This window comes from Aurantimonas sp. DM33-3, from assembly GCF_014334315.1.
GTDB classification, from domain to species: domain Bacteria; phylum Pseudomonadota; class Alphaproteobacteria; order Rhizobiales; family Rhizobiaceae; genus Aurantimonas; species Aurantimonas coralicida.
In genome coordinates this window covers 270,570-285,452 of the sequence record NZ_JACSGS010000003.1, presented here as the reverse complement: position 1 = coordinate 285,452, position 14,883 = coordinate 270,570, and the positions used below count along the sequence as shown (strand labels likewise).

Genomic DNA, 14,883 nt, shown 5'->3' with positions numbered 1-14,883 from the left:
CGCCCGGCAATGCCATGAAGGATGGCCGACATCATCTGTGCCCGGCCACGCGATGTCTGGAAATCGGGCCGGGCGGACGCCATGTCGGGGGCAGGGCGCGCGCATGATCCTGACGACATCGCGCCGCCATCTTGTGACCGGCGCAGGCGCCGCGTGCTGCAACGAGACTGCAGCCGCCGCCGGACGCCGTGATCGCCCAGACCACGGAGCGGCCCCGTGAACGCCCAGATCCCCTTCGACAACAGTTACGCCCGTCTGCCGGCCGACTTCTACGCGCAGGTTGCGCCGGCCGTCGTGGACGCGCCGCAGCTGATCAAGGTCAACCGCGCTCTGGCCGCCGAACTCGGCATCGATGCCGACATGCTGGAAACGCCCGAGGGCGTCGATTTGCTCGCCGGCAAGCGGCTGCCCGAGGGCGCCGAGCCGATCGCCATGGCCTATGCCGGACATCAGTTCGGGCATTTCGTGCCGCAGCTCGGCGACGGCCGGGCTATCCTCCTGGGCGAGGTGGTCGACACGGCCGGTCGGCGGCGCGATCTGCAGCTGAAGGGCGCGGGGCGCACGCCGTTTTCGCGCGGCGGCGACGGGCGCGCGGCGCTCGGTCCGGTGATGCGGGAATATATCGTAAGCGAGGCGATGGCGGCGCTGGGCGTTCCCACGACGCGGGCGCTCGCCGCCGTGACCACGGGCGAGAGTGTGTTTCGCGAAACGCTGCTGCCCGGCGCGGTCCTGACGCGGGTGGCGTCGAGCCACATAAGGGTCGGCACCTTCCAGTATTTCGCCGCCCGCGGCGACGATGCGGCGCTGCGGGCATTGAGCGCCCATGCGATTGCCCGCCACTACCCGGAAGCGGCGGAGGCCGGGGACCCGTATCTGGCGCTGATCGAAGCCGTGGCCGGCCGGCAGGCCGAACTGGTGGCGCGCTGGCTCAATCTCGGCTTCATCCACGGCGTGATGAACACCGACAACATGGCGATCTCCGGCGAGACCATCGATTACGGCCCCTGCGCCTTCCTCGACGCCTATCATCCCGGCACGGTCTTCAGCGCCATCGACCGGCAGGGCCGCTATGCCTATGCCAACCAGCCGAGCATCGCGCTGTGGAACCTGACGCGGCTCGCCGAGACGCTGCTGCCGCTGATCGACACGGACGAGGAGGCGGCGATCGCCAAGGCGCGCGACGCGCTGTCCGGCTTCTCGGACCGCTTCAACGCCGCCTATGTCGGCGGGCTCCAGGCGAAGCTCGGTCTCGGCGAGGCGCGCGAGGGCGATCTGGAACTGGCGCAGGACCTCTTGGAGCGCATGGCCGCGAACACGGCCGACTACACGCTGACCTTCCGCGGCCTCTGCGACGCCGCGGACAGCGAGGACGCGGATGCCGGCGTTCGGGCGCTCTTCGACGATCCGGCGGCCTATGACGAATGGGCGACGCGCTGGCGTGCGCGACTGGCTGAAGAGGCCCGGCCGGCCGGTGAGCGGGCCGCTGCCATGCGGCGGGTCAATCCGGCCTTCATCCCGCGCAATCATCGCGTCGAGGCGGCGATCGTCGCGGCCGTGGAGCGTCAGGACTACGCGCCCTTCGAGGAATTGCTGGGAGTGCTGGCCAACCCCTATGAGGACCAGCCCGAGCATGCGGCCTATGCCGAGGCGCCGCGGGCCGAGGAACGGGTCACGCAGACCTTCTGCGGCACCTGATCGGCCTTCGCCAAACCGGCTGGGCTGTGCTAGCGCGCATGCACGAACAGCCCTTTGACCGCCCGAACGATGAGTGACGCATGATCCCCTGGGAACGTCTCGATACGGCCGAGGTGCCGGGTGGCGGCCAGCTGAAGCTGTCGCGCCGCGGCACCGAATATTCGATCATGGTCGGCACGATCGAATTGATGAACAGCCGTCTCAGCGGGTCGGAGGAGGCGCTGGCGACGCTGACACAGGAGCGGATCGCGGACCGTGACGAGGCGCATGTGCTGATCGGCGGGCTCGGCATGGGGTTTACCCTGCGCGCCGCGCTCGCCGTCGCCGGGCCGAAGGTCCGCCTGACCGTCTCCGAACTCGTTCCGGCGATCGTGACCTGGGCACGGGGGCCGATGGCCGAGCTGTTCGACGGTTGCCTCGACGATCCGCGTGTGTCGATCTCGCAGGGCGATATCGGCGAACTGATCGCCGCGAAGAGCGAAGCCTTCGACGCCATTCTCCTGGATGTCGACAACGGCCCCGAAGGGCTGACGCGCCGCGAGAACGACAGGCTCTACGACACCAAGGGCCTGGCACGGACTTATGCGGCGCTGCGGCCAGGCGGCGTCCTTGCCGTGTGGTCGTCGGGGCCCGACAGCAGCTTCACCACCCGGCTGCAGCGTACCGGCTTTGCGGTCGAGGAGGTCAAGGTGCGGGCCCGGCAGAAGAAGCGCGGCGCCCGCCATGTCATCTGGTTCGCCACCCGGCCATGACGCCGGGTTTCCGGGTGGCCTTGCTGCGGCAACCGTGCTGGCAATGGGGCGTTGGCGAAGGCTAGACTTGCCCCGCCGCCGCTTCGCCTGCCGAGAGACTACACGCCCCATGCCGCCTGCCTCCCGAACGCCCGTTTCCCTGAGCAAGGCCGAAGCCCGGCGGATCTGGCTGCGTGCCCAGCGGCTGGACGTCGCCGCGCCGTTCGGCGACGGGCCGGAAGCGACCCGCGCGGCTGTCGAGCATCTCGGCTACGTCCAGATCGACACGATCAACGTCATCGAACGCTGCCACCACCATATCCTGTGGAGCCGCATTCCCGGTTATCGCCGGGCGGATCTGCACCGGGCCCAGAGCCTCGACAAGAGCGTCTTCGAATACTGGACGCACGCCCTGTCCTATGTGCCGACCCGCGACATCCGCTTCTTCCTGCCGGAGATGAAACGGCACCGGGAGGCGCCGTCGCGCTGGTTCGAGCGCGTCAGCCCTGCCGACCTGAAGAAGGTGCTGACGCTCATCCGCAAGGAAGGGCCGTTGTCGATCCGCGATATCGAGGACGACGTGCTGGTCGAGAAGGATCATGCCTGGGCCAGCCGCAAGCCCTCGAAGCGGGCGTTGCAGATGGCGTTCTACACCGGCGCGCTGACGGTCAGCGAACGCACCGGCATGCTGAAGACCTACGAGCTGATGGACCGGCATTTCGGCTGGGAGCGGCGGCCGCGCCCGGCGAGCGAGCGCCAGGTCACTGCCTATATGCTGGATCGGGCGCTGCGGGCGCAGGGGCTCGTCAGCCTCGATTCCGTCTGCCATCTTTCCGCGGCCCGAAAGCCGGCGATCCGCGAGCTGATCGCGGCGCGGGTGCGCAGCCGGCGGCTGGTCCCGGTGGCGGTCGAGGACGCCGGCAAGGTCGAGCACTGGGCCGAGCCGGAGACGCTGGCGACGATCCCCGAGGCCACCGCGCCGGTGGTCCATGTCCTGTCGCCCTTCGACCCGCTGATCATCCAGCGCCGGCGCCTTTCCCTGTTCTTCGACTACGAGCATCGCTTCGAGGCCTATGTTCCGAAGGAGAAGCGGGTTCTGGGCTATTTTGCCCTGCCGGTTCTCGTCGGCGAACGGATCGTCGCGGCCATCGACCTGAAGACCGACCGCGCCGAAGGCAGGCTGCTGACGCAGCAATGGAGCTGGGTGGGGGAGGGCGAGCCGTCTCGCCACAAGCAGCCGATCGAGGAGGCGCTGCACCGTTTCGAGGCGTTTCAGCTCCAGGGGTGAGGCGCGGGGCGGGAGCTTCGTACCGGCGGCCTTCGCGGCCGGGCACCCGAGCATCGCGATGCGCGCTTGCCTTTTGATCCTCGATGCTTACGATCCCGCGCGACGGCTGGCGGGAGGACCCGGCCAGCATGGATTCACGCCGCCGACGAGGCGGCGCCTTGCATTCGGGGAGGCATCTCATGGACAGACGCAAATTCATCGGTGGTGCGGCCAAGGGCGCGATCGGCGCCGGCGTGGCCGGCCTTGGCGCCTCGAGCCTCGCGGCTCCCGCCATCGCGCAGGAGCGCCCGCAGATCCAGTGGCGCCTGACCTCGTCCTTCCCGAAGTCGCTGGACACGCTGTACGGGACGGCCGAAGCGCTCGCCAACCATGTGCGCGAGATCAGCGACGGCCAGTTCGACATCCAGCTCTTCGCCGCCGGCGAGATCGTGCCGGGCGGCCAGGTGCTCGACGCGGTGCAGGGCGGCACGGTTGAACTCGGCCACACCGCGTCCTATTATTACGTCGGCAAGAACCCGGCCTTCGCCTTCGGCACGGCTGTGCCGTTCGGCCTGAATGCGCGCCAGCAGAACGCCTGGTTCTACGAGGGCGGCGGCAATGAACTGCTCAACGAATTCTACGCCAAGAGCGGCGTCCATGCGATGCCGGCCGGCAATACCGGCGCGCAGATGGGCGGCTGGTACCGCAAGGAAATCAACAGCGTCGAGGATCTGAAGGGTCTGAAGCTGCGGATCGCCGGTCTCGCCGGCCGCGTGGTGGAAAAGCTCGGCGTCGTGCCGCAGCAGATCGCGGCGGGCGACATCTATGCCGCGCTGGAGCGGGGCACGCTGGACGCCGTCGAGTTCGTCGGTCCGTATGACGACGAGAAGCTCGGCTTCTACCGGGTGGCGCCTTACTACTACTACCCGGCCTGGTGGGAAGGCGGCGCCGCGCTGCACCTGATGGTCAATGCCGACAAGTGGAACAGCCTGCCGGACAGCTACAAGGCGATGCTGAATGCCGCGAGCCGGGCGGTGAACTGCTCGATGATGGCCAGCTACGACTATCGCAATCCGCTGGCCCTGAAGCGGCTGGCAGAGGGTGGCGCGCAGCTGCGTCCGTTCAGCCAGGAGATCATGCAGGCGAGCTTCGCGGCCGCGCAGGAACTCCACGAGGAGATCGCCTCCGAGAACGAGGATTACCGCAAGCTTCTGGAGAGCCAGAACGCCTTCAAGCGGGACGCCTATCTGTGGAGCCAGATCTCCGAATACACCTTCGACACCTTCATGATGGTCAAGCAGCGCGAAGGCGCGCTCTGATCGAAAGGTCGCGTGCCGCCCGAGGCGGCGCCGATCGATGGTTCCGGGCAACGGCCCGCCATGGCACCCGCCGTGGCGGGCCGTTGTCCGACCGTAATGCCCGTCGGCACCCGCCGGCGGGATTGTCGTGCTGGCATGGACGGCCGCTCGTACCGGCCCGAGGCCAGACGTTCGCTCCCCAGCGCCGGACCCCCGTGTCCCCTGGCGCAGTCTAAGGTCTTGTTCGATATGGATCGTCGTAAGTTCATCAGGAATTCCACCGTCGGCGCCCTGGGCGTTGCCGGCGCCGGCTCGCTCGCAGCTCCGGCCATTGCGCAGTCGACGCCGAAGGTGCAGTGGCGCTGCACCTCGTCCTTCCCGAAATCGCTCGACACCATCTATGGCGGCGCCGAGGACATGGCGAAGTTCGTGCGCGAGGCGACCGACGGCAATTTCGACATCCAGGTCTTCGCGGCCGGCGAGATCGTGCCGGGCCTGCAGGCCGCCGACGCGGTCAGCGACGGCACCGTCCAGATGTGCCACACCGCATCCTATTACTATGTCGGCAAGGACCCGACCCACGCGCTGGGCGCCACCGTGCCGTTCACGCTGAACGCCCGCGGCCTGCACGCCTGGCTCTATTACGGCGGCGGCCTCGGTCTCCTGAACGAGTTCTTCAACACCGAGGGCCTGCAATATCTGCCGGGCGGCAACACCGGCACGCAGATGGGCGGCTGGTTCCGCAAGGAAATCAATACGGTCCAGGACCTCGACGGCCTGAAGATGCGCATTGCGGGTCTTGCCGGCCAGGCGCTGCAGAAGCTCGGCGTGGTGCCGCAGCAGATCGCCGGCGGCGACATCTACCCGTCGCTGGAGAAGGGCGTCATCGACGCCGCCGAGTGGATCGGACCCTATGACGACGAGAAGCTCGGCTTCTACAAGGTCGCGCCGTTCTACTATTATCCCGGCTGGTGGGAAGGCAGCCTGGCGCTGTGCTTCTTCTCCAACAAGGCCGAGTACGACAAGCTGCCCGAGGCCTACAAGAGCCTCCTGGCCACCGCTTCGCGCGCTGTCACGCTCGAGATGCTGTCGGAATACGACTACAAGAATCCGACGGCGCTGAAGACGCTGGTCCAGAGCGGCGCGCAGCTGCGCCCGTTCAGCCAGGAGATCATGCAGGCGAGCTTCGACGCCACGCAGGAGGTCTATGCCGAGATCAACGGCAGCAATCCGGCCTTCAAGAAGATCTACGATTCGATGGTTGCGTATCGCAACGATACCTATCTGTGGCAGCAGGTGGCCGAATACACCTTCGACACCTTCATGATGATCAAGCAGCGCGAAGGTGCGCTGGTGCCGCAGGGCAACTGATCGCCTAACGATCCGATCCGAGACCGAAGGCCCGGTGCGACAGCGCGCCGGGCCTTTTCCTTGCCGAATGATTAAGCCGCGGCCGGCCCGTTAACCGGCTGTTAACCATGTCGGGACAATGATCGCTTCGCGTTCCGCTACGAGGCTTTCCCATGATCCCTGTCATTTCCGTCGGCTCCCTGAAGACCTCCGGCACGTCCACCCTGGCCATGACGCTCGCGGGCGTCGCTGCGGCCGCCGAGATCCCGGTCATCGTCATTGACGCCGCGCGCGACGGCGATCTGGCCGCCTGGGCACAGGCCGGCCTGCCTGCGAAGGTCACGGTGGAGCGGACCAATGATCCGCTGGTCATCGAGCAGCTGGTTCGCGCGGCACGCCGCCGCGGCGACGCGGCCATCATCGACGCGGGTGACGAGGGCGAGATGATCCGGCTTTGCGCGCGTCTTGCCGATCATGCGCTGATCCCGGTGCGGTTCTCGCCGCTGTCGGCCTATTCGGCGCTCCTCACCGACCAGCTTCTGGCGGCCGATGCCGGAACCGGCCGCAAGGGCCGCGACCGCTGCTTCGTCGCCAGCGCCGTGACGGCGATCCCGAGCCGCGTGGCCCGCAGCGTCGAGGCGATCATCGGCACCAGCGAGACCCGCCGCCTGCCGATCGGCCTCGTTCAGCGCGCCGCCTACGAAGCGCCGTTCCTGCATGGCGGCACGATCTTCACCCTGCCCGACGAGGTGGCGCCGGGCCTCGACCGCGCCCGCGCAGAAGCAGCCTCGCTCGCCTACGAGCTCGGCATTCTGGGCCGGGTCGCCGAGACGCCGGCCGCACCGGTCGCACCAGCCGCCGAAGCCCGTCTGCGCACCGCCGCCTGACCATCGGCAGACATCGTCGTGAAACGGCCCCGGCGTCGGCGACGCGCGGGGCCGTCTTGCGTCTGCGCTCGACGAGACTCAGCGGCCGGTGGGGATCAGGATCAGGACGTGCAGGTCTTCCGTCGGCGTGTAGTCACGCTTGCGGACCTCGAAGCGGGTCGGCGCGATCTTGGTGACGCCTGTCGCGCAGAAGCTGACGAGGTTTTCCGGCGCGCCTTTGTCGATGACCATGCTGAAGTCGCCGATCGGCTCGGCCCAGTTGCCGCCCGTCGTCAGGATGTAGTCGATCCAGCGCTCCTGGAAGGGCATGGCATCGGGACCGGCCGCCCGTGTCCGTCGCTCGACGGTTGCCATGAAATCGTCGTCGATGCAGTAGCGCTCCCGCTGGGCGGCGACATCGTCGGGACCAGCCCATGGCTGGCCCAGCATGGCGCCGACGCTGCCCCCGACCGACGGGACGTAGTCATGCTCGACGATCGTTCTGCCCGGGGCGAAGGTCTGCTCCCAGTGATAGGTGGCGCGCAGCGTCCAGTCGGGCGCCAGATGCGTCTCCATTCCCTGGCCGATATCGTAGGTTTCCTCGATCGCGATGCCGAGGTCGAGCACGATGGCGCGGTCGGCGGGCGGCAGTGCGTCGAGTGCGTCGCGCGCCGAACTTGCCTGCGGGGCGAGGGGCAGGCGCAGTTGGCGCATCATCGCCGTCACGTCGCGTTCGTCCACGAAGACCTTCTGCTCGAGCCGCATGGCGACCGGCTCGCCGTCGACGCGGGTCGAGAAGGCCAGCGGATTGTCCGGATCGCCCGACGGGATGGAGACGTTGCCGCCATAGGGATCGATGCGGATATCAGGCATGGGGAAGGCGACGGTCGTCGTCACCGGCTCGGCCCCGGCGTTCACGAACTCGTAGCGCACCGAAATGCGCTCCTCGGAGATGAACAGCTCCTCGCGCTGCATCGCGATGGCGTCGGTGGTGGTGAAGACCAGCCCGCCCGCCGCCAGATTGGCCGTCGTGTCGTTGGCCTGCGCGCTGCCGGTGAGGGCGAGGATGGCGACGGCGGCAAGGGCCGTCGCCCGGTCTGGCGTGATCGTCATGCGCGTGTCTCCGGCCGGTTCGGCCGAGACTAGCCTGCGGCGCGAGCGGCCGGAAGCGTCATTCCGCCAGCGCCGGGGATGACGCCCCGACGGCTACTGGATGACCGGTGGCTGCGACAGGTCGACCGGAGCGGGCTCGCCGCTCGGGGCGGCCGGCTCTGCCGGTTCGGCTGCGGGCGCTGCCGGTGCGGTGCCCGTCGCCGGAGACTGGCCGCCGCCAAGGCCGGAATTGAAGTCCAGCGGCGGCAGGCCGAAGGCCGGCTGGGCGGGAGTGGTGGTGCCGGGCTGTGCCGGGGCCGACGCGCCGCCCGCCGGAGTGCCGGGTTCGCCGATCGGGGGCAGGCCCAGGGGCGGCAGGCCGAGCGGGTTGTTCTGCTGATTTCCGCCGGTTCCCGATGCGCCACCCAAGGGCGGCAGGCCGAGGCCGCCGTCGAAGGACGGCATCTGCAGCCGGATCTCGGACGGGTCCATCTGCGGGACCTCGGTCTTGTAGCGCATGACCATCTGCGGGAACATGATGGTCAGGGCGACCATGATGATCTGGATGCAGACGAAGGGCACCGCGCCCCAGTAGATCTGGCCCGTGGTGATCGGCTCCATGCGCTTGCCGGTGATGCGGTCGAGATAGGGCACGCGGGCCGCGACCGAGCGCAGGTAGAACAGCGCGAAGCCGAAGGGCGGATGCATGAACGAGGTCTGCATGTTCAGCCCGAGCAGCACACCGAACCAGATCAGGTCGATGCCCAGCTTGTCCGCCGCCGGCGCCAGCAGCGGCACGATGATGAAGGCGAGCTCGAAGAAGTCGAGGAAGAACGCCAGGAAGAAGACCAGGATGTTGACGACGATCAGGAAGCCGGTCTCGCCGCCTGGCACGGAGGTCAGCAGTTCCTCGACCCAGATATGGCCGTTGACGCCGTAGAAGGTCAGCGAGAAGACGCGCGCGCCGATCAGGATGAACAGGACGAAGGCCGACAGCTTGGTCGTCGATTCCATCGCCTGGGTCATCAGGGAAAGGTTCAGCTTGCGCTTGCCGAAGGCGAGGATGAGCGCGCCGACCGCGCCCATGGCACCGCCTTCCGTCGGCGTGGCGACGCCGAGGAAGATCGTGCCCAGGACCAGGAAGATCAGCGCCAGCGGCGGGATCAGGACGATGATCACCTGCTGGGTCAGATAGGACATCAGCGGCAGCTTGAGCGCCTTGTTGGCGACCGCCACGACGTAGACGGCGAGAACCGCGACCGTTGCGCCCCAGATGCCGGCGCCCTGTGCGACCTTGCCGTCGAGATAGACCGTCATCCCATAGGCGATGACGACGGCCGCCGCCGCAGCGATGGCGAGGGAGGTGACGCCGCGGCCGAGCGTTCGGGCCTCGGGCGGCAGGGCAGGCGCCACATTGGTCCGCAGCATGGTCAGGATGAAGACGTAGCCGACATAGAGCGACGTGAGCACCAGCGCCGGCACCAGCGCGCCGGAATACATGTCGCCGACCGAGCGGCCGAGCTGGTCGGCGAGGACGATCAGGACCAGCGACGGCGGGATGATCTGCGCCAGCGTGCCGGAGGCGACGATCACGCCGCTGGCCAGCCGGCGGTCGTAACCGTAGCGCAGCATGATCGGCAGCGAGATCAGGCCCATGGCGATGACCGAGGCCGCGACGACGCCGGTGGTGGCTGCCAGCAGAGCGCCAACGAAGATCACCGCATAGGCGAGGCCGCCCCGCAGCGGGCCGAAGAGCTGGCCGATCGTGTCGAGCAGATCCTCGGCCATGCCGGAACGCTCGAGGATCAGCCCCATGAAGGTGAAGAACGGGATCGCCAGCAGCGTCTCGTTGGCCATGACGCCGCCGAAGAAGCGGTCGGGCAGCGCGCCGAGCAGCGGCCAGAACAGGTTGATGTCGGGCGACAGCGGCGCCAGCTCGACGCCGATGATGAAGAACAACAGGCCGTTGGCGGCCAGCGAGAACGCCACCGGGTAGCCGAGCAGCAGGAAGATCACCAGCGAGCCGAACATGATCGGCGCCAGATTGTGGGCGACGAACTCGATCATCGGATGGCTCCCGAACCGCCGTTGCGGGCGTCGTCATCAAGGGGTGGAGGTTCGGTGCCGCCTTCCGGGCGCTCGGGGGCGAGCGCCGCCAGCTCGACCGGCTCGGCATGGCTGGAGGCCATGGGGGTGGTGTCCTCCATCCCGCCGAACAGGATCGCGCCGCGCTTGATCAGCTCGGACAACCCTTGCAGGAACAGGAGAATGAAGCCCGCCAGCAGCAGCGCCTTGGCCGGCCACAGGATCAGGCCGCCGGCATTCGGCGAATATTCGCCGCGATTGAACGACTGCGAGACGTAAGGGGTCAGCAGCCAGATCATCAGGCCGGTGAAGGGCAGCAATGCGAGGATGTGGCCGAGAAAGTCGATCCAGTCGCGGGTCCGCTTCGACAGGATGTTCGAGACGATGTCGACGCGGATGTGTTCGTTCTTCAGCAGTGTCCAGGCCGCGGCGAGCATGAAGATCGCGCCGAACAGGTACCATTGCAGCTCGAGCCAGGCATTGGACGAGATGTCGAAGAGCTTGCGGATCACCGCATTGCCGGCGCTGACCAGCACCACCAGCAGGACGAGCCAGGAGACGCCCCGACCGACGAAGGTGGTGACGCGATCGACGCCGCGCGAAAACGATAGAAGAGCTGACATCCGGCCGGATCTCCCCATGGTGCCCTGGCGCGCCGTGAAGTGAGCTTCGGCCCGGTTCGCCCCCGTTTTGTCCCCGCGACGCGTTCGACGGGCGAAGCCGCTCGAAAGCGCTGCGCCGACAGTCTGCCCGAAGCCTGGGAATTCGCCCGTCGTTAAGGAAAATCCCGAAGCAGCGCAAGAGCCGCGCCCGGTGATACCATGTCGGACGATGAGGCTTTTCGCCGGCTGGCGGGCAGCCCCGCCGGGTCCCTTGCGGGATGATCCCGAAAGGCTTTGACGGAGACGGCGCCGGGCTGCAAAACAGTAAGCAAGGCAGAATGCTTGGAGCCTGTCGGCGATCCTTCGCCGGCATGTCGGCCAGGGGAGGACATCGCGCCATGACCACACGCACCGTTTCGCTCGACGACAAGTACGATCTCGACGTCTGCGACGTCTTCCTGTCGGGGAGCCAGGCGATCGTCCGACTGGCCCTGATGCAGGCGGCGCGGGACCGCCGGGCCGGGCTCGACACGGCCGGCTACGTCACCGGCTATCGCGGTTCGCCGCTGGGAGGTCTCGACCAGCAGTTCGCCCGGGCCAAGCCGGTGCTGTCGAAGAGCGGCATCATCTTCGAGCCGGCGCTGAACGAGGATCTGGCGGCGACGGCCCTGTGGGGCGCGCAGCAGGCGGAGATCCGCGGCGAGGGGCGCCACGATGGCGTCTTCGGCATCTGGTACGGCAAGGGGCCGGGCGTCGACCGCTCCGGCGACGCCTTCCGCCACGCCAATCTGTCGGGCACCTCGCGCAATGGCGGCGTGCTGGCGCTGATGGGCGACGATCACACCTGCGAATCCTCGACGACGGCGCATCAGTCGGAATTCGCCTTCGTCGACGCGATGATCCCGATCTTCAATCCGGCCGGCGTGCAGGAGATCCTCGACTACGGCCTGGCGGGTTTCGCCCTGTCGCGCTTCTCCGGGCTGTGGACGGCCATGAAGTGCGTCAAGGACAACATCGAATCGACCGCCACGATCCACTGTGACCCGTCCGGCCTGCGGTTCGAATATCCCGAGATCGACATGCCGCCGGGCGGGCTCAACATCCGCCGCGCCGCCCATCCGCTGGAGCAGGAGGCGATGCTGCACGATTTCCGCCTGCCGGCGGCGCGGGCGTTCATCGCGGCGAACCGGCTGGACCGGATCGTGCATTCCGGCGGGCGCGGGGCAAAGACCGGCATCCTGTCGCTCGGCAAGTCCTGGCTGGACGTCGAGCAGGCGCTGGCGAGCCTCGGCATCGACGAAGTGGCGGCTGCCGATCTCGGCGTCCGGCTCGGCAAGGTTGCGCTGCCCTGGCCGCTCGATCCGGACTTCGTGCGGCGCTTCGCGGACGGCCTCGACCGGATCATCGTGGTGGAGGAAAAGCGCGGGCTCGTCGAAGGGCAGGTCAAGGAGATCCTCTACCGCACGGCCAATGCGCCGCTGGTGATCGGCAAGACGGACGAAGCGGGCGGGACGCTGTTCACCCCGAAGGCCTCGCTCGACGCCAACGACATCGCCGTGGCGATCGGCCGGCGCCTCGTCGAGCGCAGCCCGAGCGAAGCGCTGGCGGGACATCTGGCAAGCCTCGAAGCCTTGTGCGGCCACACCGCGGCGACCTCCGAGATCGCGCTGCGCACGCCGTATTTCTGCGCAGGCTGCCCGCACAGCTCGTCGACGCATGTGCCGGAAGGGGCGCGTGCCTATGCCGGCATCGGCTGCCACTTCATGGCGCAGGCCATGGACCGGTCGACCGAGGGCTACACCCAGATGGGCGGCGAGGGCGCCAACTGGATCGGCGAGCATCATTTCTCGTCGCGTCGCCACGTCTTCCAGAATCTCGGCGACGGCACCTACAACCATTCGGGCGCGCTGGCGCTGCGGGCGGCGGCTGCCTCGGGCGCCAACGTCACCTACAAGATCCTCTACAACGACGCCGTCGCCATGACCGGCGGTCAGGCGCATGAGGGCGGGCTGACGGTGCCGGCGATCGCCGCGCAGGTGGCGGGCGAGGGGGCGAAGCGGATCGCCATCGTCTCCGACGAGCCGGACAAGCACCGCGGCAATGCGGGTCTGCCGGCGGGGATCACCATCCACCACCGCTCCGAGCTCGACGCCGTGCAGCGTGATCTCGCCGAGGTCGAGGGGCTGACGGTGCTGATCTACGACCAGACCTGTGCGGCCGAGAAGCGGCGTCGGCGCAAGCGCGGCAGGTTTCCCGATCCGGACAAGCGCGTCGTCATCAACGAGCGGGTCTGCGAGGGCTGCGGCGATTGCGGCGTCCAGTCAAACTGCGTGGCCGTCACCGCCGTCGAGACCGAGTTCGGCCGCAAGCGCCAGATCGACCAGTCGGCCTGCAACAAGGATTTCTCCTGCCTCGAAGGCTTCTGCCCCTCCTTCGTCACCGTCCATGGCGGGGCGCTGAAGAAGGGCGCGCGCAGGAGCGTCGAGGCTCCTGAGGTGCCGGAGCCGGCGGCCCGCGACCTCGATCAGCCGGTGGGCATCGTCATCACCGGCGTCGGCGGCACCGGCGTCGTGACGATCGGCGCGATCATCGGCATGGCGGCGCATCTCGACGGACGCGGCGCCGGGATCATCGACATGGCCGGACTTGCCCAGAAGGGCGGCGCGGTGATGAGCCATGTGCGGATCGCGCGCACGCCGGCGGAGCTGAAGTCCATCCGCATCGCGGCCGGCGACGCCGGGCTGGTGATCGGCTGCGACATGGTCACCGCCGCCTCGGCCAAGGTGCGCGCCACCATCGCGGCGGGGCGGACCGAGGTCGTCGTCAACAGCCACGAGACCCTGTCGGGCGAATTCACCCGCAATGTGGACTTCTCCTTCCCGACGCGGCGACTGATCTCGGCGCTGGGCGAGGCGGCCGGCGACGACCATCTGCATGTCGTCGACGCCGAGCAGCTTGCCGTGGCGCTGTTCGGCGATGCGATCTTCGCCAACATGCTGATGCTGGGCATGGCGTATCAGACCGGCGCGCTGCCGGTGTCGCGCGCAGCGATCCGCAAGGCGCTGGAGATGAACGGCGTGGCGGTGGCGGCCAATCTCTCGGCCTTCGAATGGGGGCGGGCCATCGCCCATGATCGGGCCAACATGCCGGTCGCGCAGGACAGCGGCGATCAGCGGCTGGAACATCGCCGCGTCTCCGAGACCCTGGACGAGGCGATTGCACGGCGCGTGGCCGATCTGACCGCCTATCAGGATGCGGCCTTCGCCGAGCGCTACCGCCGGCGCGTCGATGCGGTTCGCGCCGCCGAGCAGCGGCTGGCGCCCGGCCGGAGCGACCTGACCGACGCCGTCGCGCGCCAGCTCTACCGGCTGATGGCGGTGAAGGACGAATACGAGGTCGCGCGGCTCTACACGGACGGCAGCTTCGCGGCGCAGCTCTCCGACCGCTTCGACGGCTACGACCGGCTGGAATTCCATCTCGCGCCGCCGATCATGGGCGAGACCGGGCCGAAGGGGCGCGCGAAGAAACGCGCCTTCGGGCCGTGGATGATGACCGGCTTCAAGGTGCTGGCGGCCATGAAGGGCCTGCGCGGCACGTTCTTCGATCCCTTCGCGCGCACCGCCGAGCGGCGGGCCGAGCGCGAGGAACGGGCGCAATACGAGGCGACGCTCAATCGCATTCTGGCCGAGCTTTCGCCGGGCAATCACGCCGCCGCGGTGGCGCTGGCCCGCTGGCCGGAGACGCTGAAGGGCTACGGGCCGGTGCGTCGGCGTTTCGCCGCGGAGGCCGCGACCAGGCGCGAGACGGCGCTGTCGGCCTTCGAGCATGCGGGACGGATGGCGGAAGCGGCCGAATAGAGCGAGAAGCAGGCGAGCGGCGGCGTTGCGGCCGCCGCTC

At 68.3% G+C, this 14,883-nt stretch carries 10 protein-coding genes; 7 read left to right on the top strand and 3 right to left on the bottom strand.

What is annotated here, in order from left to right; all coding sequences use genetic code 11:
* The first annotated feature begins 216 nt into the window (after positions 1–216).
* The 6 genes from H9Q09_RS06335 to H9Q09_RS06310 all read left to right on the top strand — a co-directional run bounded on the left by H9Q09_RS06335 (position 217) and on the right by H9Q09_RS06310 (position 7,228).
* Positions 217–1,695 (top strand): protein adenylyltransferase SelO, encoded by a 1,479-nt coding sequence (locus tag H9Q09_RS06335; protein WP_187390354.1) that lies wholly within the window; start codon positions 217–219, stop codon positions 1,693–1,695.
* A gap of 80 nt (positions 1,696–1,775) precedes the next feature.
* Positions 1,776–2,447, top strand: coding sequence for a spermidine synthase (locus H9Q09_RS06330; RefSeq protein WP_187390353.1), 672 nt, complete (start codon positions 1,776–1,778; stop codon positions 2,445–2,447).
* Between the two features lie 109 nt (positions 2,448–2,556).
* Complete coding sequence (locus H9Q09_RS06325; protein ID WP_187390352.1) at positions 2,557–3,714, top strand: crosslink repair DNA glycosylase YcaQ family protein; 1,158 nt, start codon at positions 2,557–2,559, stop codon at positions 3,712–3,714.
* A 179-nt stretch (positions 3,715–3,893) separates the two neighbouring features.
* On the top strand, positions 3,894–5,012 hold the full coding sequence (locus H9Q09_RS06320; protein ID WP_187390351.1) for a TRAP transporter substrate-binding protein: 1,119 nt from the start codon (positions 3,894–3,896) through the stop codon (positions 5,010–5,012).
* A 228-nt stretch (positions 5,013–5,240) separates the two neighbouring features.
* Complete coding sequence (locus H9Q09_RS06315; protein ID WP_187390350.1) at positions 5,241–6,362, top strand: TRAP transporter substrate-binding protein; 1,122 nt, start codon at positions 5,241–5,243, stop codon at positions 6,360–6,362.
* Between the two features lie 152 nt (positions 6,363–6,514).
* Entirely contained in the window at positions 6,515–7,228 is a 714-nt protein-coding gene (locus H9Q09_RS06310) for a chromosome partitioning protein ParA (protein ID WP_187390349.1), read from the top strand.
* 78 nt (positions 7,229–7,306) lie between these two features.
* On the opposite strand, the gene H9Q09_RS06305 is transcribed toward H9Q09_RS06310, so the two are convergent.
* The 3 genes from H9Q09_RS06305 to H9Q09_RS06295 all read right to left on the bottom strand — a co-directional run bounded on the left by H9Q09_RS06305 (position 7,307) and on the right by H9Q09_RS06295 (position 11,007).
* Entirely contained in the window at positions 7,307–8,320 is a 1,014-nt protein-coding gene (locus H9Q09_RS06305; protein WP_187390348.1) for a DUF4424 domain-containing protein, read from the bottom strand.
* Positions 8,321–8,413: 93 nt separating this feature from the next.
* A complete protein-coding gene (locus H9Q09_RS06300; protein ID WP_187390347.1) occupies positions 8,414–10,366 on the bottom strand; it encodes a TRAP transporter large permease subunit in 1,953 nt (650 codons plus the stop codon).
* Positions 10,363–11,007, bottom strand: a complete 645-nt coding sequence (locus H9Q09_RS06295; RefSeq protein ID WP_187390346.1) for a TRAP transporter small permease subunit — start codon at positions 11,005–11,007, stop codon at positions 10,363–10,365. The genes H9Q09_RS06300 and H9Q09_RS06295 overlap by 4 nt, the downstream gene beginning before the upstream one ends.
* Before the next feature lie 377 nt (positions 11,008–11,384).
* Here H9Q09_RS06295 and H9Q09_RS06290 point away from each other — a divergent pair, with 377 nt between their 5' ends.
* Positions 11,385–14,843, top strand: coding sequence for an indolepyruvate ferredoxin oxidoreductase family protein (locus H9Q09_RS06290; RefSeq protein ID WP_210315238.1), 3,459 nt, complete (start codon positions 11,385–11,387; stop codon positions 14,841–14,843).
* The last annotated feature ends 40 nt before the right edge of the window (positions 14,844–14,883 follow it).

Coding starts and splice junctions, on each gene's coding strand:
- H9Q09_RS06315 (WP_187390350.1), top strand. CDS start 5,241: ATGGATCGTCGTAAGTTCATCAGGAATTCCACCGTCGGCGCCCTGGGC.
- H9Q09_RS06325 (WP_187390352.1), top strand. CDS start 2,557: ATGCCGCCTGCCTCCCGAACGCCCGTTTCCCTGAGCAAGGCCGAAGCC.
- H9Q09_RS06330 (WP_187390353.1), top strand. CDS start 1,776: ATGATCCCCTGGGAACGTCTCGATACGGCCGAGGTGCCGGGTGGCGGC.
- H9Q09_RS06295 (WP_187390346.1), bottom strand. CDS start 11,007: ATGTCAGCTCTTCTATCGTTTTCGCGCGGCGTCGATCGCGTCACCACC.
- H9Q09_RS06300 (WP_187390347.1), bottom strand. CDS start 10,366: ATGATCGAGTTCGTCGCCCACAATCTGGCGCCGATCATGTTCGGCTCG.
- H9Q09_RS06320 (WP_187390351.1), top strand. CDS start 3,894: ATGGACAGACGCAAATTCATCGGTGGTGCGGCCAAGGGCGCGATCGGC.
- H9Q09_RS06305 (WP_187390348.1), bottom strand. CDS start 8,320: ATGACGATCACGCCAGACCGGGCGACGGCCCTTGCCGCCGTCGCCATC.
- H9Q09_RS06290 (WP_210315238.1), top strand. CDS start 11,385: ATGACCACACGCACCGTTTCGCTCGACGACAAGTACGATCTCGACGTC.
- H9Q09_RS06310 (WP_187390349.1), top strand. CDS start 6,515: ATGATCCCTGTCATTTCCGTCGGCTCCCTGAAGACCTCCGGCACGTCC.